Below are 22570 nucleotides of genomic sequence, written 5' to 3'. Positions count from 1 at the left end.
CGGCCGTGCGGCGGCCCGCCGGGAACCGTACGCTCGCAGCGTTGCCTTTCCAGGAGGTTCTCCACATGGTTTCCCACATGGGTCTGGTCGGTCTGGGCAAGATGGGCCACAACATGCGCGAGCGTCTGCGCCGCGCCGGCATCGAGGTCACGGGCTACGACCCGCGGCCCGAGGTCTCTGACGTCGAGAGTCTCGCCGACCTGGTGGCGGCGCTGCCGGGCCCGCGCCGGGTGGTCTGGGTCATGGTCCCGGCGGGCGAGCCGACCCGCGGGGTCGTGACCGAGCTGGGCGGCCTGCTGGGTGACGGCGACGTCGTCGTCGAGGGAGGGAACTCCCACTACCCGGAGGACCAGGCGCGCGCCGCCGAGCTCGCCGAGCGTGGGATCGGCTACGTCGACGTCGGCGTCTCCGGTGGCATCTGGGGCCTGGAGAACGGGTACGGGCTGATGTGCGGCGGCGACGCCGCCCACGTCGAGCTGCTCATGCCGGTGTTCGACGCCCTGCGCCCCGAGGGGCCACGGGACGAGGGCTTCGTGCACGCCGGCAACGTCGGTGCCGGCCACTTCGCGAAGATGGTCCACAACGGCATCGAGTACGGCCTGATGCAGGCCTACGCCGAGGGCTACGAGCTGCTGTCCGCGAAGACCGACGTCGTCACCGACGTCCACGGCACGATGCGCGCGTGGAAGCGTGGCACGGTGGTGCGCTCCTGGCTGCTCGACCTCATGGTGAAGGCGCTCGAGGAGGACCCCCGGCTCGCTGCCATCGACGACTGGGTGGCCGACTCGGGAGAGGGCCGCTGGACGGTCGACGAGGCGATCGACAACGCGGTGCCGCTGCCGGTGATCTCGGCGGCGCTGTTCGCCCGGTTCGCCTCCCGGCAGGACGACTCCCCGGCGATGAAGGCCGTCGCGGCGCTGCGCCAGCAGTTCGGTGGTCATGCCACCAAGCCGTCCGCCGAGTAGTTCGCGCGACACTGGAGTCATGTACGTCTCGCACCTGTCCCTGCTCGACTTCCGGTCCTACGAGGCCGCCGACGTCGAGCTCGAGCCGGGCCCGAACGCCTTCGTCGGGCGCAACGGGCGGGGCAAGACGAACCTGGTGGAGGCCCTGGGGTACGTCGCGACGCTCGGCAGCCACCGGGTGGCGAACGACGCTCCCCTGATCCGTGCCGGGGCCCAGCGCGCCGTCGTGCGCACGCGTGTGGTGCGCGGTGAACGTGCGTCGACCGTCGAGCTGGAGATCACGGCGGGCAAGGCCAACCGGGCCCGGGTGAACCGAGGGCAGCTCGGACGGGCCCGGGACGTGCTGGGGATCCTGCGGACGGTGTTGTTCGCCCCGGAGGACCTCGCGCTGGTCAAAGGAGACCCCGAGGGGCGTCGGCGGTTCCTCGACCAGCTCGTGGTGCAGCTCCTCCCCCGGGCCGCGGGGGTGCTGGCCGACTACGAACGGGTGATCCGGCAGCGTTCCGCGCTGCTGAAGTCGTTGCGCGGGCACCGCGCGGCGGGCCGGAGCCCCGACCTGTCGGCGCTGGAGGTGTGGGACGCCCGGGCGGCACAGCTGGGTGGTCAGGTCCTCGCGTGGCGCATCGCGCTCGTCCGGGCCGCGCAGCCCCTGCTGGCCGCCGCGTACGAGCAGGTCAGCGACGCGGACGGCGAGGCGCGGATGACCTACCGGTCGTCGGTGCTGCCGGACGGTCTGGTGCCGGGCAACGAGGAGCTCGAGAAGCTCCTGGCGGCCGCGATCGAGGAGCAGCGCCCGCAGGAGATCGAGCGCGGCCAGAGCCTGGTCGGGCCGCACCGGGACGACCTGGCGCTGGCGCTGGGCGGGCTGCCGGCGAAGGGTTACGCGAGCCACGGCGAGTCGTGGTCGATGGCCCTGGCGCTGCGGCTGGCCACGTTCCGCCTGCTCGGCGGGGGTGTCGACCCGATCGAGACGGACGGGGTGTTCTGGGACCCCGACCACGGGTCCGACGCCGACCCGGTGCTGGTGCTGGACGACGTGTTCGCCGAGCTGGACACGCGCCGTCGGGAGCGGCTGGCGGAGCTGGTGGTCCCGGCGCGGCAGGTGCTGGTGACGGCCGCCGTGCCGCAGGACGTGCCGGGCGAGCTGATGGGAGCACGCTTCGAGGTCACGCCGGGGCAGGTGCGCCGTGCCTGAGCCTCGCCCTGACGAGGCCGAGGGAGCGGAGGCGGAGGATGACGGCGCGCCGGGCGGGCGCCGGGACCGGGACCCGCGTCCTGTCGTCGAGCGCACGGAGCTGACGCCGCCGTCGGAGGTGGCCCGGGAGGCGTTGAACAGGGCCAAGGCGGCGGCTCGCGCCAAGGGGCTGCGCCCGGGCTCGCCGTCGCGCCGGTCGGCGCTGGCCGAGCCGCGCAAGGATCCCGGCAAGGGCCCGAACGCGCGGGACCCGCGGCTGGTCTCCGACGTGGTGGCGCGGCTGCTGCGTGACAAGGGCTGGCACGAGGAGGTCTCGGTCGGCGGCGTGATCGGGCGATGGCGGGAGGTGGTGGGCGACCAGGTGTCGGACCACTGCACGCCGGAGACGTTCGAGGACAAGGTGCTGGTGGTCCGGGCGGACTCCACGGCGTGGGCGACGCAGGTGCGTCTGCTCGTGCCGACGCTGATGCGGCGGCTCGACGAGGAGGTCGGAGAGGGCGTCGTGGAGAAGGTCACGGTGCTGGGTCCGGCCGGCCCGAGCTTCCGCCGGGGACGTCGTACCGTGCGTGGACCGGGGCCGGGCGACACCTTCGGCTGACGACTCCCGCGTCGGTGTGGAGAAACCTGTGGACAACGTGTGGCACGGCACACGCGCGAACACCCGACCGCCGCGATTTCCTGCGGATCTCCGGTAGACTGGGCGGGTGTCCCCGGGCGGTGATCCGGGCCTGTGAAGTTGGACGCGACCGACCTGTGCGTGACGAGCCGGGCCGGTCGTCGGCTGCTCAGGCTCCGACGGTCTTCCGGTGGCGCACGGCACCGACCCGCAGCCGGCACACCCGTGCCTGTCCTTGTGCTGCGGCCCGGACTTCGTCCGGGACACCCCGTCGCGTGCCTGGACGACGAGGAGTGCTACAGCCTGTGGCTCAGCGATCCGACGGCAGCTACGACGCCGGGAACATCACCGTCCTCGAGGGCCTCGAGGCAGTACGCAAGCGACCCGGCATGTACATCGGGTCCACCGGCGCGCGAGGGTTGCACCACCTCGTCTACGAGGTTGTGGACAACTCTGTGGACGAGGCCCTGGCGGGGCATGCGGACACCATCGACGTCACGCTCCTCGCGGACGGCGGCGTGCGTGTGGTGGACAACGGGCGAGGCATCCCGGTGGCGATCCACCCGACGGAGGGGCGCCCGACGGTCGAGGTCGTCATGACGATCCTGCACGCCGGCGGCAAGTTCGGCGGTGGCGGCTACGCGGTGTCGGGCGGTCTGCACGGCGTCGGCATCTCGGTGGTCAACGCCCTGTCGTCCCGGGTGGTCACCGAGGTCCGCCGTGACGGGTTCGCGTGGCGCCAGGAGTTCTCGGACGGCGGGGCCCCGCTCGGTGAGCTGCAGAAGCTCGAGCCGACGGACGAGACGGGCACGACACAGACGTTCTGGGCCGACGGCACGATCTTCGAGACCACCGACTACGACTTCGAGACGCTGCGGTCCCGGTTCCAGCAGTACGCGTTCCTCAACAAGGGACTGCGCATCACGCTCACGGACGAGCGTACCGAGCACGTGTCCGGCCCTGACGAGATCACCGGCGCCCTGGACACCAGCGAGGTCATCGCGGCCCTGGACGCCTCGGACGCGGCGGCAGCCGTGGCGGCGGCGGAGTCCCCCGACGACGAGGTGCACGACGCCGAGTCCGCCACGGGGGCGGTGCGGACGGTCACGTACAAGTACGACAACGGGCTGATCGACTACGTCAAGCACATCAACGCTGCCAAGCGCTCGGAGATCATCCACCCGGAGATCATCGACATCGAGTCGGAGGACACCGAGGCGAAGATCTCGCTGGAGATCGCGCTGCAGTGGACGAACGCCTACAGCGAGTCGGTGCACACCTTCGCCAACACGATCTCGACGACGGAGGGTGGTACGCACGAGGAGGGCTTCCGCGCGGCGATGACCACCCTCGTGAACTCCTACGCCCGGGACAAGGCGATCCTCAAGGAGAAGGACGAGAACCTGACGGGTGACGACATCCGTGAGGGCCTCACCGCCGTCCTGAGCGTCAAGCTCGGCGAGCCGCAGTTCGAGGGACAGACGAAGACGAAGCTCGGCAACACCGAGGCCAAGACGTTCGTGCAGCGGGTCGTGCGCGAGAAGATGATCGACTGGTTCGACTCGCACCCGAACGAGGCACGCGACATCATCCGCAAGGCGATCTCGGCGTCGCAGGCACGCATCGCTGCCCGCAAGGCGCGCGAGGCCACCCGACGCAAGGGCATCCTCAGCTCGGGCGGGATGCCCGGCAAGCTCAAGGACTGCCAGTCGAACCGTCCCGAAGAGTGCGAGATCTACATCGTGGAGGGTGACTCGGCCGGCGGCTCGGCGGTGCGTGGCCGCGACCCGCACCACCAGGCGATCCTGCCGCTGCGCGGCAAGATCCTCAACGTGGAGCGCGCGCGGCTCGACAAGGCCCTGTCGAACGCCGAGGTGCAGGCCCTGATCACGGCGTTCGGCACGGGCATCGGCGAGGACTTCGACCTCGTGAAGCTGCGCTACCACAAGATCGTGCTCATGGCCGACGCCGACGTCGACGGCCAGCACATCTGCACCCTGCTGCTGACCCTGCTGTTCCGGTACATGCGCCCGCTCATCGAGCACGGGCACGTGTACCTGGCCCAGCCGCCGTTGTACAGGCTCAAGTGGACGAACGCCCCGCACGACTACGTGTACTCCGACCGGGAGCGCGACGCGTTCCTGCAGCAGGGGATCGCCGCGGGCAAGCGGATCCCGAAGGAGAACGGGATCCAGCGCTACAAGGGTCTGGGCGAGATGGACTACACCGAGCTCTGGGACACCACGATGGACCCGGAGCACCGCACGTTGCTGCAGGTCACCATGGACGACGCCGCGGCGGCGGACGAGATCTTCTCGGTCCTGATGGGCGAGGACGTCGAGTCCCGCCGCAGCTTCATCCAGCGCAACGCCAAGGACGTCCGGTTCCTCGACATCTGACCGGGAGCTGCGTGTACAGGCATTGAACACGCAGTTGTACACAAGCTTCAGGACTGATCGAGGCAGGACCCGCGCCCGGGCGGCGCAGGAAGGAACGGAGACACGGTGACGGACGAGACTCCCGGCCCCGAGAACGAGGGCACCTCCGCGGTGCCCACCGACGGAGGGCTGCCCGCGATCCAGCACGGCCGCGTGGAGCAGGTGGACCTGCAGCTCGAGATGCAGCGGTCGTACCTGGACTACGCGATGAGCGTGATCGTCGGGCGCGCGCTCCCCGACGTGCGTGACGGGCTCAAGCCGGTGCACCGCCGCGTGCTGTACGCGATGTACGACGGCGGCTACCGGCCCGACCGTGCCTTCTCGAAGTGCTCGCGCGTCGTCGGCGACGTGATGGGCAAGTTCCACCCGCACGGCGACACCGCGATCTACGACACCCTCGTGCGCCTCGTGCAGGACTGGGTGCTGCGCTACCCGCTGGTGGCCGGCCAGGGCAACTTCGGCTCCCCCGGCAACGACCCGGCGGCCGCGCCGCGGTACACGGAGTGCCGCATGGCGCCCCTGGCCCTCGAGATGGTCCGGGACATCGACAAGGACACCGTCGACTTCCAGGACAACTACGACGGCCGCACCCAGGAGCCCGTCGTCCTGCCGTCGCGGATCCCCAACCTGCTGGTCAACGGCTCGGCGGGGATCGCCGTCGGCATGGCCACCAACATCCCGCCGCACAACCTGCGCGAGGTGGCGGAGGGCGTCAAGTGGCACCTCGACCACCCGGAAGCCACCAAGGAAGAGCTCCTGGCCGCGCTCCTGCAGCGCATCAAGGGTCCGGACTTCCCGTCCGGGGCGCAGATCCTCGGCACCAAGGGCATCGAGGAGGCGTACCGCACCGGTCGTGGCTCCATCACCATGCGCGCGGTGGTGAACGTCGAGGAGATCCAGAACAGGATCTGCCTGGTCATCACCGAGCTGCCCTACATGGTGAACCCGGACAACCTGGCCACCAAGATCGCCGACCTGGTGAACGACGGCAAGATCGCCGGCATCGCGGACATCCGTGACGAGACCTCCGGCCGCACCGGCCAGCGTCTGGTGATCGTGCTCAAGCGCGACGCCGTCGCCAAGGTCGTGCTGAACAACCTGTACAAGCACACCCAGCTGCAGGACAACTTCAGCGCGAACATGCTGGCCCTCGTCGACGAGGTGCCCCGCACGCTCAGCCTCGACGCGTTCGTGCGGCACTGGACGCAGCACCAGATCGAGGTCGTGCGTCGGCGGACCGCCTATCTGCTGCGCGAGGCGCAGGACAAGATCCACATCTACGAGGGCTACCTGCGGGCCCTCGACGCGCTCGACGAGGTCATCGCCCTCATCCGTCGCTCCCCCGACGCCGACGAGGCCCGCACCGGGCTGATGGAGCTGCTCGGGATCGACGAGACGCAGGCGAACGCGATCCTCGCGCTGCAGCTCCGGCGGCTGGCGGCGCTCGAGCGGCAGCACATCCTCGACGAGCACGCCAAGCTCAAGGCCGAGATCCTCGAGTACGAGGACATCCTCGCCAAGCCGGAGCGGCAGCGCGAGATCGTGTCGGTCGAGCTCGACGAGGTCACCGAGAAGTGGGGCGACGAGCGCCGCACCACGATCCTGCCCTACGACGGCGACATGTCGATCGAGGACCTCATCCCGGAGGAGGACGTGGTCGTCACGATCACCCGGGGCGGGTACGCCAAGCGCACCCGCACCGACTCCTACCGGGCGCAGCGCCGTGGCGGCAAGGGCGTCCGTGGCGCCACGTTGCGCCAGGACGACATCGTCGACCACTTCTTCGTGGCCACGACGCACCACTGGCTGCTGTTCTTCACGGACGCGGGCCGCGTGTACCGCGTCAAGGGCTACGAGCTGCCCGAGCAGGCGCGCGACGCCAAGGGCCAGCACGTCGCCAACCTGCTCGCGATGCAGCCGGAGGAGTCGATCGCACAGGTCCTGGCGGTGCGTGACTACGACGACGCCGAGTATCTCGTGCTCGCGACCCGCCGCGGTCTGGTGAAGAAGACCCGGCTCACCGACTACGACTCCCCGCGCAGCGGCGGCCTCATCGCCATCAACCTGCGCGAGGACGAGGACGGCACGCCCGACGCGCTGGTCGCCGCCCGGCTGGTCAACGCGGACGACGAGCTCATCCTCGTGTCGCGCAAGGGTCAGTCGATCCGGTTCCCCGCCGACGACGACACGCTCCGCCCGATGGGCCGCGCGACGTCGGGCGTCACGGGCATGAAGTTCCGCGACGGCGACGAGCTGCTCAACGCTGACGTCGTCACCCCGGGGACGGACCTCTTCGTCGTCACCGAGGGTGGTTTCGCCAAGCGCACGCGGATCGACGACTACCGCCTCCAGGGACGCAACGGCTACGGGATCAAGGTCGCCAACCTGGTCGAGGCTCGTGGAGACCTCGTGGGGGCTCTGGTGACAGATGCCGACACCGAGGTCCTCGTCATCATGGAGCGTGGCAAGATCGTCCGATCGCGGGTGGACGAGGTGAACCTCACGGGTCGCACGACCCAGGGGGTCACCTTCGCCAAGCCGGACAAGAAGGACCGCATCATCGCTGTCGCCCGGAACGTCGAGCGTCGCGAGGACGAGGTGTCGGCTAGCGTGGAAGAGCAGGCCGCTGACGGCGGCCCGGCCGGGGCCGCTGCGGCGACCACGCCCGAGCAGGACGAGACCGGAGACGGGAACAGCTGATGGCCAGCGACAACACGGCGGGGCGCACGGGGACGACGACGGCACTGGCTGCGGACAGCACCCAGCAGATGCCCCCCGTGCCGGCGGCTCCGACCGCCAACGGCTCGACGGCGCCGGGCGCCGCTGCGCAGTCCGGAGTGCCGGCCGCGACACCGGTGGCCTCGGTGGCTCCCCCGCCGGCACCGGCCGACGTCTCCTCCCCGGCCGCGCCGCCGGAGAACGGCTCCACCGTCAAGGAGGGTGCCGTGAAGGCGGCCGCCGCCGCCCTGGCGGCCGCCCGCAGCGCGGCCAAGAAGGTGCAGTCCGCCACCTCGGCGTCGTCGAGCACGGGGTCCGACGCGCCCGACGCCGCGAACGCCGGCACGCCGAGCACCTCAGCGCCGTCGGCCTCGTCGACGCAGAGCGGTCCGCGCCCCGAGATGCACTACTCGGCAGGCGGGGTGCACGGCACCGCGGCCCCCGAGGCATCACCGGGCGGGGCGCAGTACGCCGCCGGCACGGCGCAGCCGCAGGCTCAGCCGGCCGCTCCGGCCGAGGTCGGCAGCCCTCGCCGCGTGCGTCTGTCGGTCTCGCGCGTCGACCCCTGGTCGATCATGAAGCTCGCGTTCCTGCTGTCCGTCGCGGTCGGCATCATGATCGTCGTCGCCACGGGCGTCGTCTGGTACTCGCTGAACTCCTTCGGGACGTTCGCGGTGATCCAGGACTTCCTCGTCGAGACCATGGGGCCGCAGACGATCGACATCATGCAGTTCGTCGAGTTCGACCGGATGATCTCGCTGGCCACGTTGATCGCACTGGTCAACATGGTGCTGTTCACGGCCCTCGCCACGATCATGGCGATCCTGTACAACATCACGGCGGCTCTCGTCGGTGGTGTGCACCTGACGCTGACGGACGACTGACGGGACGGCTCCCGGCGCGATGGACGTCACACTGCGGCAACCCTGCTGCGGTTTGGGGACCAGGCGCCGGGTGCGGTAATGTTCCGTGCTGCACGCGTTCTACGGACGCGTGCGGAGGGGCTATAGCTCAGACGGTTAGAGCGCTTCCCTGATAAGGAAGAGGTCGGAGGTTCAAGTCCTCCTAGCCCCACTCCCTGGCAGACGCGGAGGTCCAGCATGAAGAAGCTGTTCGTCGTCCTGCTCGCCGCTGCGGCGGGATACCTGGTCTGGCGCCGGGTGTCGTCCGACGCGGCCGACCGTGACCTGTGGACCGAGGTCACCGACTCCCTCGACTGACACTCCCCCGGGGGCCATGGCGCAATTGGTAGCGCACCTGCTTTGCAAGCAGGGGGTTAGGGGTTCGAGTCCCCTTGGCTCCACAGAACTTCGTCCCAGAGGCCCTCTCCCGTCGTGGTGGAGGGCCTCTGGCGTGCGAGGAGGGGTGCCGCGTCGTCGCACGCGGCCCGGGCGGCCTCCACCTCCACGATGTGCGACTCCGCCCACCGGCACCGCAGGACGACGAGAGCCTCCGCCCCGGACGGGGCGGAGGCTCTCGTCGTGCTCGACGCGTCGTCGTGACGCTACTTCTTGTCGTCGGTCGCCTTCTTGGCGGCGTCGTCGGCCGCGTCGACGGCCTCGTCCGCCTTCGTCTCGGCGGCGTCGGTGGCCTTCTTCGCGGCGTCGGCCGCGTCGGAGACGGCGTCCTTCGCCGCCGTGGTGGTCGACCTGCGCGCACGCGACGTGCGCGCCGTCGTCTTCTCCTTCACGTCCTGGACGGCCTCGGTGACGTCGTCCTTCACCTCGGCCGCCTTGCCCGAGAGCTTCTCCGACGCCTCCTTGCCCTTGGCGACGGCAGCTCCGGCCGCCTCCCCGACGGCCTCGGCCGCGTCACCGACGACGTGCCGCGCGTCGCGCGCCACCCCGTCGAAGTCGGGAGCGGTGGACTGCTCCCACGGCTCGGCCCAGGGGTCGTTCTGCGGCTGTGCCCGGCGGTAGAAGGCGTAGCCCGCCGCGGCGGCGCCACCGATGACCGCGGTCCACACGAGCGTCTTGCGTCGACGCGACCGGCGCTGTGCCTTGCGCGCCGACTTCTCGGCGGCCTTGACGGCCTTCTTGGCGGCCTTGGTGGCTTCCTCGGTGGTCATCGCCGCCCGGTTGGCGGCCTCGTTGAACACGTCGACGATCTTCGGCAGGTACTCGTCCACGATCTTGTCGTGGGCGCTGTCGACGAGCGGGCCGGTCCTGCCGGCGACCTGCTCGACACGTGGCGCGGCGGCCTGCACGCTCTCGTTCCATGCCTGCTCGACGCGGGGTCGGAGCCACTCGATGAACGTGTCGACGCGCGGGGAAGCCCAGTCCTTGGCCTGCCCCGCGGCGTCCTTGGCACTGTCCGCGGCACGGGATCCCGCGCCGACGAGCGCGGCAGTGACCTCGGCTGCGGAGTCCTTCACCTTGGCGGAGTCGATCTTCGGGGTCTGCACCATGCGACCACTGTGCCACTCGATGCGGCACGCTGCACCGCTACACGCCCGGTGGCAGTCAACCGGGTCCTCGGTGAGAGGATGGGGGCATGTTCGCAACTCTCCACACCTCCGCCGGTGACATCCGCCTCGAGCTCTTCCCGAACCACGCGCCGAAGACGGTCGCGAACTTCGTCGGGCTCGCCCAGGGGACCAAGACCTGGACCGACCCGCGCACGGGCGCCGAGCGCAACGACCCGCTGTACGACGGCGTGATCTTCCACCGGGTGATCGACAACTTCATGATCCAGGGCGGCGACCCGCTGGGCACCGGCACCGGCGGGCCCGGCTACACCTTCGACGACGAGATCCACCCCGAGCTCGCCTTCGACGAGAAGTACCTGCTCGCCATGGCCAACGCCGGCAAGCGCCGCAACCCGGTCACCGGCGCCACCGAGGGCACGAACGGGTCGCAGTTCTTCATCACGACGACCGAGACGTCCTGGCTGACCGGCAAGCACTCCATCTTCGGCAAGGTCGCCGACGACGAGTCGCGCGCCGTCGTCGACGCCATCGGCACGACGAAGGTGCGCCCCGGCGACCGCCCTGTCGAGGACATCGTCATCGAGCGCGTCACGATCGAGGACTGAGGAGCGCACGATCAGCACGCCGCAGCAGCCGCCCGTCGATCGTCAGGGCGAGGCTCCCCCGGTCTGCCCGCGTCACCCCGACCGGGTGGCGTACGTGCGGTGTCAGCGGTGCGCCCGCCCGGCCTGTCCCGAGTGCCAGCGGCCGGCCCCGGTCGGTGTGCAGTGCGTCGACTGCGTCGCCCAGGCGGCGCGGTCGACCCGCAGCGCCCGGACCGTGTTCGGCGCCACGGTCCGCGGCGGGCGCCCCGTCGTCACCCTGACGATCATCGGCCTGTGCGTCGTGAGCTGGCTGCTGCAGATGACCACCGGTGGCGCCTGGACCCAGCAGTGGGCCTTCGCGCCGGCGGTCGGGCAGGCGGAGCCCTGGCGCTTCCTCACGGCGGCGTTCCTGCACTCGACCACGCCGCTGCACATCCTGTTCAACATGTACGCCCTGTGGCTCGTCGGGCCGTTCCTCGAGCAGGCGTTCGGGCGCGGCCGCTTCCTCGCTCTGTACCTGCTCGCGGCGCTGGGCGGATCGGTGGGCGTGCTCCTGCTGGCCGACCCGCTGAGCATGAGCTGGCTCACGCCCGTGGTGGGCGCCTCGGGTGCCGTGTTCGGTCTCTTCGGCGCCATCATCCCGGTGCTGCGCCGCCTGGGCCGCAACGCCGGTCAGATCGTCGTCCTCATCGCGATCAACATGGCGCTGCCGTTCCTCGTGCCGAACATCGCCTGGCAGGCGCACGTCGGAGGGCTCGTCGTCGGCCTCGCGATCGGCGCCGGCTATGCGGCGGCACCACGTGACAAGCAGAAGCTGGTCGGCTGGGCGCTCCCCGCCGCCGTCGGCGTCGTCCTCGTCGCGCTGGCGGTGTGGAAGTACTCGACCGTCGACTACCCGGCGTTCTTCTGACGACCGCTGCGGTACCAGTTATCCCCAGAGATATGCACAGGTGTGGAATCACACCGGCGGAACTTGTACAGCAGGTGTCACTTCCAGCGTGTGGTCAGCGAGAACCCTGCGATGATCAGGACGAACCCGACCAGGAGGTTCCAGTTGCCCAGCTGCGGCACCGGGAGCCCGAGGTTCTGGCTCGTCAGGTAGTAGAGGACGATCCAGGCGAGGCCCGCGAGCATCAGACCGAGCATCGTGGGGACGAGCCACGGCGGGTTGGCCGTCGACTTGCGGGGTGTCGGGTTCGACCCGAGGTCTGACTTCTTCTTGGCAGGCTGCGACTCGGACACGGGCTGACTCCTGTCGGGATGCTGTGCGACGTCCGAGGGTCGTCCTCGACCGCCGACGTCGGATTTTTCGTCTAGCGTAGTGGCCAGTCGTACCGGACCGGCACCAGGAGGGGGAACCGCGATGTCACCACGGCTTCGTTCGGGCCTGTCCGTGGCCTGCGTGCTGGCGCTCTCCGGTGTGCTCTTCACGGCCAGCGCCCGACTCGCCGGCGACCAGGAGAGCCGGCACGCCGGAGACCTTGCCTCGGTGGTCTCGGCCGAGTCGGCACGGGTCGAGAGTCTCGCCGAGCAGGTCGGCGCCCTCGACGATGAGGTCACCCGGCTGGGCGAGGCGATCGACGTCGACGTGCCGCGCCGCGACCCGGAGCTGCGCGCCCGGGAGTCCGTCGTGGCCGGGACCTGGCCGGCGACCGGTGCGGGAGTGAGCGTCGCGCTCGAGGACGCCCCGCTGTCGGCGCTGGAGAAGCCCGACGTCCGCCCGGACGACCTGGTGGTGCACCAGCAGGATCTCCAGCACGTCATCAACGCCCTGTGGGCGGGCGGTGCGGAGGCGATGACGCTCCAGGGTGAACGGGTGACGTCGACGAGCGCGTTCCGGTGCTCGGGCAACATCCTCCTGCTGCACGGGAAGGTCTTCTCCCCTCCCTTCGTCGTCGAGGCCATCGGTGACCCCGAGGACCTGCAGGCCGCGCTCGCCGCGTCCCCGGGCGTGGCGATCTACCAGCAGTACGTCGAGTGGATCGGACTGGGCTACGACATGCAGCAGCACGACGTCATCGAGATGCCCGCCTACGAGGGGGGCCAGGAGCTCCGGTACGCCACCGTCCCCGACGGGACGGACGTCTTCTCGTGAGGCACGTGCGGCCGCAGCGCCGTGGCGGTGTGGTCAGCGGCGTCGTCGGCGTCTTCGGCGAGCTGCTCATCACGGCCGGGGTGCTCCTCGGGCTCTTCGTCGTGTGGCAGCTGTGGTGGACGGACGTGCAGGCGGAACGCCTGCACACCGAGATCCTCGCGGAGCTGGAGTGGCCGGAGCCGCCGTCCGTCGTCGACGACGAGGACGGTCCGGCGATCGCGGGCGAGCACCGCGGCGAGCCTCCCGTCATGGAGGAGCCGCCGGACGAGACGGTCTTCGCCGAGCTGTACGTGCCGCGCTGGGGAGCGGACTACGTGACCCCGGTGGCGCAGGGAATCGACAAGGAGCGGGTGCTCGACCGGCTCGGTGCCGGGCACTACCCCGGCACCGCCATGCCCGGCGACGTCGGCAACTTCGCCACGGCCGGGCACCGCACCACCTACGGCAAGCCGTACCACCTGGTCGCGGAGCTCCAGGAGGGCGACCCGCTGGTGTTCCGCACCGAGACCACCTGGTACGTCTACCGCACGACGTCGGACGAGATCGTCTGGCCGAACCAGGTCGAGGTCATCTCGCCGGTGCCCGGCCTGATGCCCGGCGAGCCGGTGCCCGAGCTCACCGACCGGCTCCTGACGTTGACGGCCTGCCACCCGATGTACTCGGCGGCCCAGCGCTTCATCGTCTACGGCGAGCTCGACTACTGGGCGCCGGTCGAGGAAGGGACCCCCATCGAGCTGATCGAGGCGGGCGTCCAGGTGCGCGGCAGCGGCGACGAGGAGGCCTGATGTACGGCGGACTGTGGCGTATCCTCCCAGGACCCGCATGGTTCCGGGTGCTGTTCCTGCTCGTGATGGCCGTGGCCCTCGTCTGGGTCTGCTTCGAGTGGTTCTTCCCCTGGCTCTCCACGTACGTCCCCATCAACGACAACACCGTCGAGGCGCACCCATGACCTCCATCCTCGTCGTCGACAACTACGACTCCTTCGTCTACACGATCGTCGGCTACCTCGACCAGCTCGGGGCCCGCACCACCGTGGTGCGCAACGACGCCGTGCCCGAGCCCGACGCGGACGGCCGGTTCTGGCACGACGACGGCACGCCCTTCGACGGCGTCCTCGTCTCGCCGGGACCGGGCACGCCGAAGCAGGCGGGATCCTCGGAGGACGTGATCCGGGCCTGCGCACGGTCGGCGACCCCGATGCTGGGCGTCTGCCTCGGGCACCAGGCCCTCGCCGAGGTCTACGGGGCGACCGTGTCGCACGCGGCCGAGCTCATGCACGGCAAGACGAGCCAGGTGGAGCACCAGGGCGTCGGCGTCCTCGACGGCCTGGGCTCACCCTTCACGGCGACGCGCTACCACTCGCTCGCGGTGGAGCCGGCCACGGTGCCCGACGAGCTCGAGGTCACCTGCACCACGGGCGGCGACGTCGTCATGGGCGTCCAGCACCGTGAGCTGCCGCTGCACGGGGTGCAGTTCCACCCCGAGTCGGTGCTGACCGAGGGCGGCCACCGCCTGCTCGCCAACTGGCTCGCCGTGTGCGGCGACGCCGGCGCCGTGGAACGGTCCGCCGGGATGGCGCCGCTCGTCCACCAGGGCTGAGCGGCGCCACCCGCGGCGCGGGAGGACGTGTCAGTCGTCCTCGGGGTCCTCGTCGTCGCCGCCGAAGCCGAAGCCCGGCTCCTCGTCGTCCTGCGGCGGGGCCGGCGTGGCCTCACCGGCGCTGCAGTCCTGGCCCTCCGCGCCCGTCGACACGGTGATCGTGACGTTCGAGCCCTCGTCGAGCTCCGTCCCGGCCGGCGGGTCCTGGGCGGAGACGAAGCCGGGGCAGTAGTCGGCCGAGGATGCCGTGCGCTGGACCGCGCTGAGGTTGGTCTGGCCGCCCAGCATCTCCTCGGCGTCGTCGGCCGTCCGTCCGACCACGTCGGGGACCGTGACCCTCTCGATCTCGGGTTCGCCACCGATGGTCAGCTCGACGCGGGTGTCCTGGCGGACGGATCCCGCGCTCGGCGACTGGTCGACCACCCGTCCGACGTCGTTCGGGTCTTGGACCGGCTGCGTGGTGATCGTCGAGCTGAACCCGAGCTCGTCGAGGCGGCTCTCGGCCTCCGACTGCGTCATGCCGCGAAGGTCCGGGAGCTGGACCTGGCCGTTCGAGATCACGAGGTCGACGGTGTCCCCCGGGTTGACGGCGGCACCGGGCGACGGGTCCGAGGAGATGACGTCGCCCTCGGAGACCGATCCGCTGCCCTCCTCGTCGACGCTGCCGACCTGGAGGCCTGCGTCCTCGATCTCGTTCTCGGCCTGCTGTTGGCTCATCCCTGTGACGTCGGGCATCGGGAACGTCTCCGGTCCGCCGGAGAAGAACACGACCACCTGGGAGCCTGCCTCGACCTCCTCACCGCTGGCGGGATCGGAGCGGGTCAGGGTGTTCTCGGGCTCCTCGGACTCCTCGACGCGCTCGGAGTAGACCAGCCCCACGTCCTCGATGGCGCGCTGGGCGTCCGTCCGGCTCATGTTCGCCGTGAGCTCGGGCACCGTGACGAGGTCGGGATCGTCCTCTCCCCCGCTGAGCCAGAAGAACAGGATGGCAGCCAGAGCCAGGACACCGACGCCGATGAGGGTCCACCAGAGCCACTTGCGGCTCCCCTTGTCCTCCTCGTCCGCCTCGGCGGGGGTCCCGACGGCCGTCTGGTCCGCCGGAAGGCCGGTCTGACCCCACGGCGAGGGCTCGCCGGCCGGGGACATCACCTGGGTGCCGTTCGGGTCGCCCAGCACCTGCGTGGCGGCGTACCCCGCGGCGGCACCGGCCCCGAGCGCGCCGAGGCCCGGCGCCATGACATGACCGCCTCGCATCGCAGCCTCGAGGTCCGACCGGAACTCGCCGGCCGACGAGTACCGCTGGTCGCGGTCCTTCGTGAGCGCGGTGAGGGTGATCCGGTCGAGCACCTCGGGGACGTCGTTGGCGATCTCGCTGGGCCGCTGCGGCTCCTGACCCACGTGCTGGTAGGCCAGCGCCACCGGGGAGTCCCCGACGAACGGCGGCCGGCCGGTGAGGAGCTCGAAGAGCACGCAGCCGGTGGAGTACAGGTCGCTGCGGGCGTCGACCTGCTCGCCCCGAGCCTGCTCGGGCGAGAGGTACTGGGCGGTGCCGATGACGGCCTGCCCCTGGGTCATGGTGGCGGCGGAGTCCGCCATCGCCCGCGCGATGCCGAAGTCCATCACCTTGACCGCGCCCGTCGGCGTGATCATCACGTTGGCCGGCTTGATGTCACGGTGCACGATGCCCGCGTGGTGGGAGTACTCCAGCGCGCTGAGGATGCCGACCGTGATCTCCACGGCCTCCTCGATGGGCACGGCGGCACCGTCGGCCAGGATGTCGCGGACCGTGTGGCCCTCGACGTACTCCATGACGATGAACGGGATGTGGACCTGGTTCCCGGTCGCGTCGGTGGAGGTGTCCTCGCCGGTGTCGTAGACCGCGACGATCGCCGGGTGGTTCAGCGCGGCCGCCGACTGCGCCTCGCGCCGGAACCGGGCGAGGAACGACGGGTCGCGGGCGAGGTCGGAACGCAGCACCTTGATCGCGACGGTGCGGCCGAGGCGCGTGTCGTGACCGATGTGCACCTCGGCCATGCCACCGCGGCCGATGAGCTCACCGACCTCGTACCGGCCCGCGAGTACTCGGGGCGTGTTGTCCACCACTCAGACGTCCTTCTGGGTCGTTGTCGCACCGACGGGGTGCGACGGGTCCGGGAGCATCATCCCAGAGTCGGGGTCGGTCATCGCCCGGCGGCGCGCGGGTCGAGTCATCAGTGCACTCCCTGCCAGGAGCGGCAGCGCGGCGGCATCGCCGTCGTCGCCGCCGAACACCCCGCTCAGGAGCGTCGCGACGAGCAGCACGCCGAGCAGGCCGAGCAGGGCCAGCAGCGGCCAGGAGAGGCGACCGAGCGGGCCGAGCCGCTGCCCCGTCGTCGTCGAGCTGCGGACGGGGGTGGGGGTGCTGCGCGACGAGCGCGACGCCGTCGTGCGGGTCGCGTCGCTGCGGGCCGCGGCCCGCGTGCGAGGGTCTCCCTGCGGCGGGGTGGGCCGCTGGGTGCCGCCCGAGCGCAGGTCGCGGCGGGCGGGATAGCTGCGGGGTGACGCCGGCGGGACGGAGTCGGGGGTCGACGGCGCGCGGGCCGGCGCGTCGGCCGCCACCGGATCGAGCGAGCGTGGAGGGGGGACGGCGTCGTCGGGCCGTGCGTGCCGGACCGGTGCCGGGCGTCCCGTGCGGGCGGCACGGCGAGCGGCGCGCGAACGGGCGCCGAGCGGGTCCTCGGCGATCTCGCGGGCGAGCGCGTCCAGCTCGTCGGCCAGCGCGGCGCCGGAGGAGGGTCTCTTGTTCGGGTCCTTCGCGAGCATCCGCATGATGACGTCGTTCAGCCCGGGATGGACCGTCGGCGGCAGGGGCGGCACCGCGTTGTTGACGTGCGCGACGGCGATGTCCACCGGCGTCGACCCGGTGAAGGGACGCTTGCCCACCGTGCCCTCGTAGGCGACGATCCCCAGCGCGTAGAGGTCCGAGGCGGCCGTCGCGGGCTGGCCGACGGCCTGCTCGGGCGAGAGGTACTGCGCGGTGCCCATGACCATGCCGGTCGCCGTCATCGTCGCCTGGTTCGCGGCCAGGGAAACGCCGAAGTCGGTGATCTTCACACCACCGTCGTGCTCCAGCAGGATGTTGCCCGGCTTGACGTCCCGGTGGACCACCTTGGCCTTGTGGGCATGGTGCAGGCCGCGGGCTGTCGCCGACAGGATGGGGAGCAGCTTGCGCGGCGTGACCACGGGCTCGCGTTCGAGCAGGTCCGCGAGGGGCTCGCCCAGCACCAGCTCCATGACGAGGAACCCGGCGCCGTCCTGCTCGCCGTAGTCGTACATCTGCGCGATGTTCGGGTGCGACAGGGCGGCGCTGTTGCGCGCCTCGGTACGCAGTCGCTTGAGGAAGTCCTCGTTGCCGGTGAACTCCTCGCGAAGCACCTTGACCGCGACGTCCCGGCCGAGGTAGCCGTCGTCGGCCACCCAGACCTCGCCCATGCCGCCGACGGCGATCTGGCGGGTGAGGCGGTAGCGCTCCCCCAGCGAGAGCCCGATCGAGGGTCTCATCCGTTCAGCACCGCCTCGATGACCGCCTTCGCGATGGGAGCCGCGACCCGGCCGCCCGTGGCCGAGCCTCCCAGGGTCCCGCCCTCCTCCACCAGCACCGCGACGGCCACCTGCGGGTCGTCCGCCGGCGCGAAGCCGGTGAACCACACGTGCGGAGGGGCGGAGTTGTCGCCGTGCTGCGCCGTGCCCGTCTTGCCCGCCACGGTGACCCCGGGGATCTGCGCGGTGGTGCCGGAGCCGTCCTCCACGACGCTGACCATCATGTCCGTGAGCTGGGACGCCGTCTCCTCGGAGATCGCGCGGCCGTTGCTGGAGGGACGCGTCTCGGAGACCACCTGCAGCTCGGCGTCGCGGATGGTGTCGACGGAGTACGGCGCCATCACCTCGCCCCCGTTCGCGATCGCGGCGGAGACCATCGCCACCTGCAGCGGCGTCGACGTCACGCTGCCCTGACCGATGCCGGACAGCTCGACCTGGGCGGTGGACATCTCGTCCGGGTCGGGGTCGTACTGGCTGGCGGCGGTGGAGAAGGGGACGTCGTAGCCGGAGCCGAAGCCGAACTTCTCCGCCTGCTCGTTCATCGCCTCCGCACCGAGGTCGCCACCGAGGTCGAGGAACGCGGTGTTGCAGGAGATGCGCATCGCGTCGGCGAGCGTCATCTGGCCCGACGACGCGCACGACGTGCCGCCGAAGTTGCCCACGTCCGTCCTCGTGCCGGTCAGGGTGTAGGTCGACGGAGCGTCGACGACGGTGTCCGGCGCGTAGTCCCCGCTCTCCAGGGCCGCCGCGGCCGTGATCAGCTTGAACGTCGACCCGGGCGGCTGGGTGGTGGCCGTGGCCCGGCTCAGCAGCGGCTGGTTCTCGTCGTTCAGCAGGTTCAGGTAGGCCTCGTTCGCCTCGCCCGTGTTGTGGGTGGCGAGGTCGTTCGGGTTGAACGTCGGCTTCGAGACCATCGCGAGGATCTTGCCGGTGGACGGCTCCAGCGCGACGACGGCGCCCCGCTGGTCACCCAGGGCGTCCCACGCCGCCTCCTGGGCGGCCGCGTCGACCGTCAGCTCCACCGCGGAACCCTGCGGGTCCGAGCCGGTGAGCAGGTTCTGCACGCGCTCGACCCACAGCGCGTCGGCCGAGCCCGCGAGGAAGTCGTTCTCCGCCCGTTCGATCCCGGACGTCCCGCTCACGAGCGAGTAGTACCCGGTCAGCGGGGCGTAGAGGCGGCCGCGCTCGTACTCGCGCTGGTAGTTCCACTCGTCGTCGCTGGGCACGGAGCTCGCCACGGCCTCGCCGTCGACGACGATCGGCCCGCGGTCGGTCCCGAACTGCGCGTACAGCGCCCGCGCGTTGCGGGGGTCGCTGTTGAGCCTGTCGGCTGCGAAGAACTGGATCCACGTCGTGGAGACGAGGAGCGTGAGGAACATGACCATGACGATGCTCGCCAGCCGGCGGGTGGTCGTGTTCACGTGCTCTCACCTCCTCGGTACGGCGGGGGGTCGTCGGTGCCGATGTGCTCGGTCTGTGCGGTGCCGGTGCTGCCGGCGGCGTCGGTGGGCGCGCGGTCGGCGATCCGTCGTCTCGGCAGGTTGCTGCCGGCCGCAGGGGTGCCGTCCGCCGGTGTGCCGCCGTCGGCCCCGGGCGAACCCACGAGGATCGGTTCGGGCTCCGGCGCGGCCGGTGCCGCCGACACCTGACCCCGGACGGGCAGGTCGGACGGGCGGCGAGCACTGTCGGATATCCGGAGCAGCAGAGCGATCACGAGCCAGTTCGCGAGCAGCGAGGAACCGCCCTGCGCCATGAACGGCAGCGTCAGACCCGTCAACGGGATGACCCTCGTGATGCCGCCGACCACCACGAACACCTGCAGCGCCATGACGAACGCGAGACCGCAGGCGAGCAGCTTGCCGAAGCCGTCGCGCACCGAGAGGGCCGACTTGAGGCCACGCTGCACGATCAGCAGGTACGTCAGCAGGATGGCGGCGAGCCCCGTGAGGCCGAGCTCCTCGCCGATGGACGCGTAGATGAAGTCCGAGAAGGCGTAGGGGATCTGGAACGGGCGTCCCTCGCCCCAGCCTGTGCCGAACAGGCCACCGTTCGCCATCGAGAACTGGCCCTGGACGATCTGGTAGGACCCCCCGGGATCCCTGTCGTACTGCGCCGGTTCGAACGGGTGCAGCCAGACGTCGATCCGAGCACCGACGTGCGGGAACGCCCGGGCCGCGGCGAGCGCGCCCGCGGCGAAGAGCGTCAGGCCCAGCACCATCCAGCTCGACCGAGCCGTCGCCTGGTAGAGCATCGCCACGAACAACCCGAAGAACAGCAGCGACGTCCCGAGGTCACGCTGCAGGACGAGGACGGCGAGGGAGGCCGCCCAGACCAGCAGGATGGGACCGAGGTCGCGCAGCCGGGGGAGGTGCAGCCCGAGGATCTTCGGCCCGGCCAGGGCCAGGGTGTCCCGGTTCGTCACCAGGTAGCCGGCGAAGAAGACGGCGAAGGCGATCTTCGCGAACTCGGCGGGCTGCAGGGAGGAGCCGCCGATGGTGACCCAGATGCGCGCACCGTTGATCTCCTGGCCGACGCCGGGGATCAGCGGCAGGGCGATCATCACCAGACCCACGACCATCGCCGTGTACGTGTACCGGCGCAGCCAGCGGTGGTCCTTGAGGATCCACAGCAGGGCGAAGGCGATGATCGCCCCCAGGAGCGTGGCTTGCATGTTGCCGGCGGCGTTGGCGGGAGCCATGCCGACGGATCCCGAGATCTCGAGCCGCCAGATCATCGACAGACCGATGCCGTTGAGGAGCACGACCGCGGGCAGGATCACCTGGTCGGCCCACGGGGCACGCAGCCGCAGCACGATGTGGGCGACCAGCGCCGTCAGACCGAGCAGCATGCTGCGGAACCAGAACTGGTCGGGCAGCTCGCCGCGGATCGACAGGCCGACCATCGCGAAGCCGCCGACGCCGCCGGCCAGCGCCAGGATCAGCAGGAACACCTCGGCGAGCCGCAGCGGACGGCGCTGGCGAGGCTGCACCGTGGAGGTCTCGGACGTCACGCCTCGGCCTCCTCGTCCGCGGAGTCGGGCCCGGCCTCGGGGTCGGAGTCGGTGGCCGGGCTCGGCGACGGGGTGGCGGACGGGGACGCTGTGGCGCTGGGTTCGGGCGTGAGTGTGGGTGAGGGAAGCGCCTCGTCGATGAGGCGGTCGGCGCGCTCCCGGGCGTCAGCCTGCGAGGACGCACGGATCGTGCCGTCCAGGCGCTCGCTCCAGTAGGCGGGGAGCTCGTCGACCGACGTGCCGGTCAGCTCGACGGGCTGCGAGAGCTCGAACGGGCCCGCGCTCTGCGGGATGCCCTGGTACACGGCGACCTGGCCGTCCGCGACCCCGACGTAGTACTGCTCCTGCGTCCAGCCGTAGACCCACCAGCCGCCGTAGCCGAGGCCTGCCAGGACCACGAGAGTGACGAGCACGCCGACCCACGGCCGCTTGCGGCGCCGGCCGGCGTCGTCCTCGTCCTGCTCCTCGTCGTCCTCGTCGTCCTCGTCGCCCGCCTCGCCGCTGCCGGCGGGGGCGTCCGGCGCCGGGCGGGCGAGCTCGGGGGACATCTCACCGGCGGCAGCGCCCACGACCTGCGTCGAGGTCGTCGGCGCCGTCGTGCCGACCTCGTCCGGGTCGACGACGTCGGCGACGACGACGGTGATGTTGTCGGTGCTGCCGGCCGTCATCGCGAGCGTGAGCAGCAGGTCCGCGGCCTCCTCGGGAGACTCGCACTCGGTGAGGACCTCGGCGAGCTGCTCGACGGGCACGAAACCCGACAGGCCGTCGGAGCACAGCAGCCAGCGGTCCCCCGGGTGCGCCTCCCGCACCGACATGTCCGGGGTGAGATCGACGTCGAAGTCCCCCAGGACGCGCATGACGACGTTGCGCTGCGGGTGGGTCTCGGCCTCGTCCGGGGAGATGCGACCGGTGTCGACCAGGTGCTGGACGAACGTGTGGTCCACCGTCACCTGGTTGAGCACGCCGTCACGCAGCAGGTAGGCGCGCGAGTCGCCCAGGTGCGCCATCGCGAGGGTGTTGCCGGAGCGGAGCAGCGCGGTGACGGTGGTTCCCATCCCGGCGAGGTCCGGGTCGACCTCGGAGGCGTGCACCAGGTCCTGGCGGGCCTGCTCGACGGTCCGCTCCAGGTCGGCCAGCGCCTCCTGCGGGCCGTGCTCGGAGCGGTCGAGCGGGGCCAGGGCGGCGATCGCGAGGCTGGAGGCGATGTCGCCGCCCGCGTGACCGCCCATGCCGTCCGCGACCACCAGGAGGTTGGGTCCCGCGTACGCGGAGTCCTGGTTGTTCTGCCGCACCAGCCCGACGTCGGACCGCGCGGCGTACCTCAGGGCGAGGGTCACGTGGGC

20 protein-coding genes and 2 tRNA genes are annotated in these 22570 nt (G+C 71.0%); 15 read left to right on the top strand and 7 right to left on the bottom strand.

Going from position 1 to position 22570, the window contains the following annotated elements; all coding sequences use genetic code 11:
• Positions 1–65: 65 nt before the first annotated feature.
• The 9 genes from gnd (at position 66) to HDG69_RS16460 (ending at position 9235) form a co-directional block, all read left to right on the top strand.
• On the top strand, positions 66–965 hold the full coding sequence (gene gnd / locus HDG69_RS16495; protein ID WP_171784910.1) for a phosphogluconate dehydrogenase (NAD(+)-dependent, decarboxylating): 900 nt from the start codon (positions 66–68) through the stop codon (positions 963–965).
• Positions 966–984: 19 nt separating this feature from the next.
• Positions 985–2160 carry a DNA replication/repair protein RecF gene (recF, locus tag HDG69_RS16490; RefSeq protein ID WP_171784909.1) on the top strand — a complete coding sequence of 392 codons (1176 nt, stop codon included), beginning with the start codon at positions 985–987 and terminating at the stop codon, positions 2158–2160.
• Positions 2153–2758 (top strand): DciA family protein, encoded by a 606-nt coding sequence (locus tag HDG69_RS16485; RefSeq protein WP_171784908.1) that lies wholly within the window; start codon positions 2153–2155, stop codon positions 2756–2758. The genes recF and HDG69_RS16485 overlap by 8 nt, the downstream gene beginning before the upstream one ends.
• A gap of 323 nt (positions 2759–3081) precedes the next feature.
• Positions 3082–5175 (top strand): DNA topoisomerase (ATP-hydrolyzing) subunit B, encoded by a 2094-nt coding sequence (gene gyrB / locus HDG69_RS16480; protein WP_171784907.1) that lies wholly within the window; start codon positions 3082–3084, stop codon positions 5173–5175.
• A gap of 105 nt (positions 5176–5280) precedes the next feature.
• Positions 5281–7914 (top strand): DNA gyrase subunit A, encoded by a 2634-nt coding sequence (gene gyrA, locus HDG69_RS16475; RefSeq protein ID WP_171784906.1) that lies wholly within the window; start codon positions 5281–5283, stop codon positions 7912–7914.
• Entirely contained in the window at positions 7914–8816 is a 903-nt protein-coding gene (locus tag HDG69_RS16470; protein WP_246256701.1) for a DUF3566 domain-containing protein, read from the top strand. Before gyrA ends, HDG69_RS16470 begins: the two co-directional genes overlap by 1 nt.
• Before the next feature lie 116 nt (positions 8817–8932).
• Positions 8933–9006 (top strand) — tRNA-Ile (locus tag HDG69_RS16465).
• A 26-nt stretch (positions 9007–9032) separates the two neighbouring features.
• Positions 9033–9152, top strand: coding sequence for a DLW-39 family protein (locus HDG69_RS18730; RefSeq protein ID WP_216645792.1), 120 nt, complete (start codon positions 9033–9035; stop codon positions 9150–9152).
• 10 nt (positions 9153–9162) lie between these two features.
• Positions 9163–9235 (top strand) — tRNA-Ala (locus HDG69_RS16460).
• A gap of 201 nt (positions 9236–9436) precedes the next feature.
• On the opposite strand, the gene HDG69_RS16455 is transcribed toward HDG69_RS16460, so the two are convergent.
• A complete protein-coding gene (locus HDG69_RS16455; RefSeq protein WP_171784905.1) occupies positions 9437–10339 on the bottom strand; it encodes a hypothetical protein in 903 nt (300 codons plus the stop codon).
• A gap of 86 nt (positions 10340–10425) precedes the next feature.
• On the opposite strand from HDG69_RS16455, the gene HDG69_RS16450 reads away from it, so the two are divergent.
• Positions 10426–10965, top strand: a complete 540-nt coding sequence (locus tag HDG69_RS16450; RefSeq protein ID WP_171784904.1) for a peptidylprolyl isomerase — start codon at positions 10426–10428, stop codon at positions 10963–10965.
• Between the two features lie 214 nt (positions 10966–11179).
• Entirely contained in the window at positions 11180–11854 is a 675-nt protein-coding gene (locus HDG69_RS16445; RefSeq protein WP_343036481.1) for a rhomboid family intramembrane serine protease, read from the top strand.
• Positions 11855–11931: 77 nt separating this feature from the next.
• On the opposite strand, the gene HDG69_RS19190 is transcribed toward HDG69_RS16445, so the two are convergent.
• The gene (locus HDG69_RS19190) at positions 11932–12186 is read right to left on the bottom strand and encodes a cell division protein CrgA (RefSeq protein WP_171784903.1); all 255 of its coding nucleotides are present in this window, start codon (positions 12184–12186) and stop codon (positions 11932–11934) included.
• Positions 12187–12307: 121 nt separating this feature from the next.
• Between HDG69_RS19190 and HDG69_RS16435 the strand changes: the two genes are divergently transcribed.
• From HDG69_RS16435 to HDG69_RS16420, 4 genes are read left to right on the top strand one after another with little or no spacing between them, the layout of a single operon-like run.
• Positions 12308–13039, top strand: a complete 732-nt coding sequence (locus HDG69_RS16435) for a DUF881 domain-containing protein (protein WP_171784902.1) — start codon at positions 12308–12310, stop codon at positions 13037–13039.
• Positions 13036–13824 carry a class E sortase gene (locus HDG69_RS16430; protein ID WP_343036480.1) on the top strand — a complete coding sequence of 263 codons (789 nt, stop codon included), beginning with the start codon at positions 13036–13038 and terminating at the stop codon, positions 13822–13824. The genes HDG69_RS16435 and HDG69_RS16430 overlap by 4 nt, the downstream gene beginning before the upstream one ends.
• The gene (locus HDG69_RS16425) at positions 13824–13988 is read left to right on the top strand and encodes a hypothetical protein (RefSeq protein ID WP_171784901.1); all 165 of its coding nucleotides are present in this window, start codon (positions 13824–13826) and stop codon (positions 13986–13988) included. The genes HDG69_RS16430 and HDG69_RS16425 overlap by 1 nt, the downstream gene beginning before the upstream one ends.
• Complete coding sequence (locus HDG69_RS16420; protein WP_171784900.1) at positions 13985–14638, top strand: aminodeoxychorismate/anthranilate synthase component II; 654 nt, start codon at positions 13985–13987, stop codon at positions 14636–14638. The genes HDG69_RS16425 and HDG69_RS16420 overlap by 4 nt, the downstream gene beginning before the upstream one ends.
• Before the next feature lie 30 nt (positions 14639–14668).
• Here the strand turns inward: HDG69_RS16420 and pknB are convergent, their stop codons facing one another.
• The 5 genes from pknB to HDG69_RS16395 are packed head-to-tail and all read right to left on the bottom strand — an operon-like array spanning position 14669 to position 22564.
• Positions 14669–16741 (bottom strand): Stk1 family PASTA domain-containing Ser/Thr kinase, encoded by a 2073-nt coding sequence (pknB, locus tag HDG69_RS16415; protein WP_171784899.1) that lies wholly within the window; start codon positions 16739–16741, stop codon positions 14669–14671.
• Positions 16742–18178, bottom strand: a complete 1437-nt coding sequence (locus HDG69_RS16410) for a serine/threonine-protein kinase (RefSeq protein WP_171784898.1) — start codon at positions 18176–18178, stop codon at positions 16742–16744.
• Complete coding sequence (locus HDG69_RS16405) at positions 18175–19638, bottom strand: penicillin-binding transpeptidase domain-containing protein (protein WP_171784897.1); 1464 nt, start codon at positions 19636–19638, stop codon at positions 18175–18177. The genes HDG69_RS16410 and HDG69_RS16405 overlap by 4 nt, the downstream gene beginning before the upstream one ends.
• The gene (locus HDG69_RS16400; RefSeq protein WP_171784896.1) at positions 19635–21227 is read right to left on the bottom strand and encodes an FtsW/RodA/SpoVE family cell cycle protein; all 1593 of its coding nucleotides are present in this window, start codon (positions 21225–21227) and stop codon (positions 19635–19637) included. The genes HDG69_RS16405 and HDG69_RS16400 overlap by 4 nt, the downstream gene beginning before the upstream one ends.
• Positions 21224–22564, bottom strand: coding sequence for a protein phosphatase 2C domain-containing protein (locus tag HDG69_RS16395; RefSeq protein WP_171784895.1), 1341 nt, complete (start codon positions 22562–22564; stop codon positions 21224–21226). Before HDG69_RS16395 ends, HDG69_RS16400 begins: the two co-directional genes overlap by 4 nt.
• Positions 22565–22570: the final 6 nt, after the last annotated feature.

Origin of the sequence: Isoptericola halotolerans (genome assembly GCF_013149785.1) — a bacterium.
GTDB classification, from domain to species: Bacteria; Actinomycetota; Actinomycetes; order Actinomycetales; family Cellulomonadaceae; genus Isoptericola; species Isoptericola halotolerans.
Note: the sequence above shows the minus strand (reverse complement) of the source record. Positions and strands in the feature narration are given on the sequence as shown.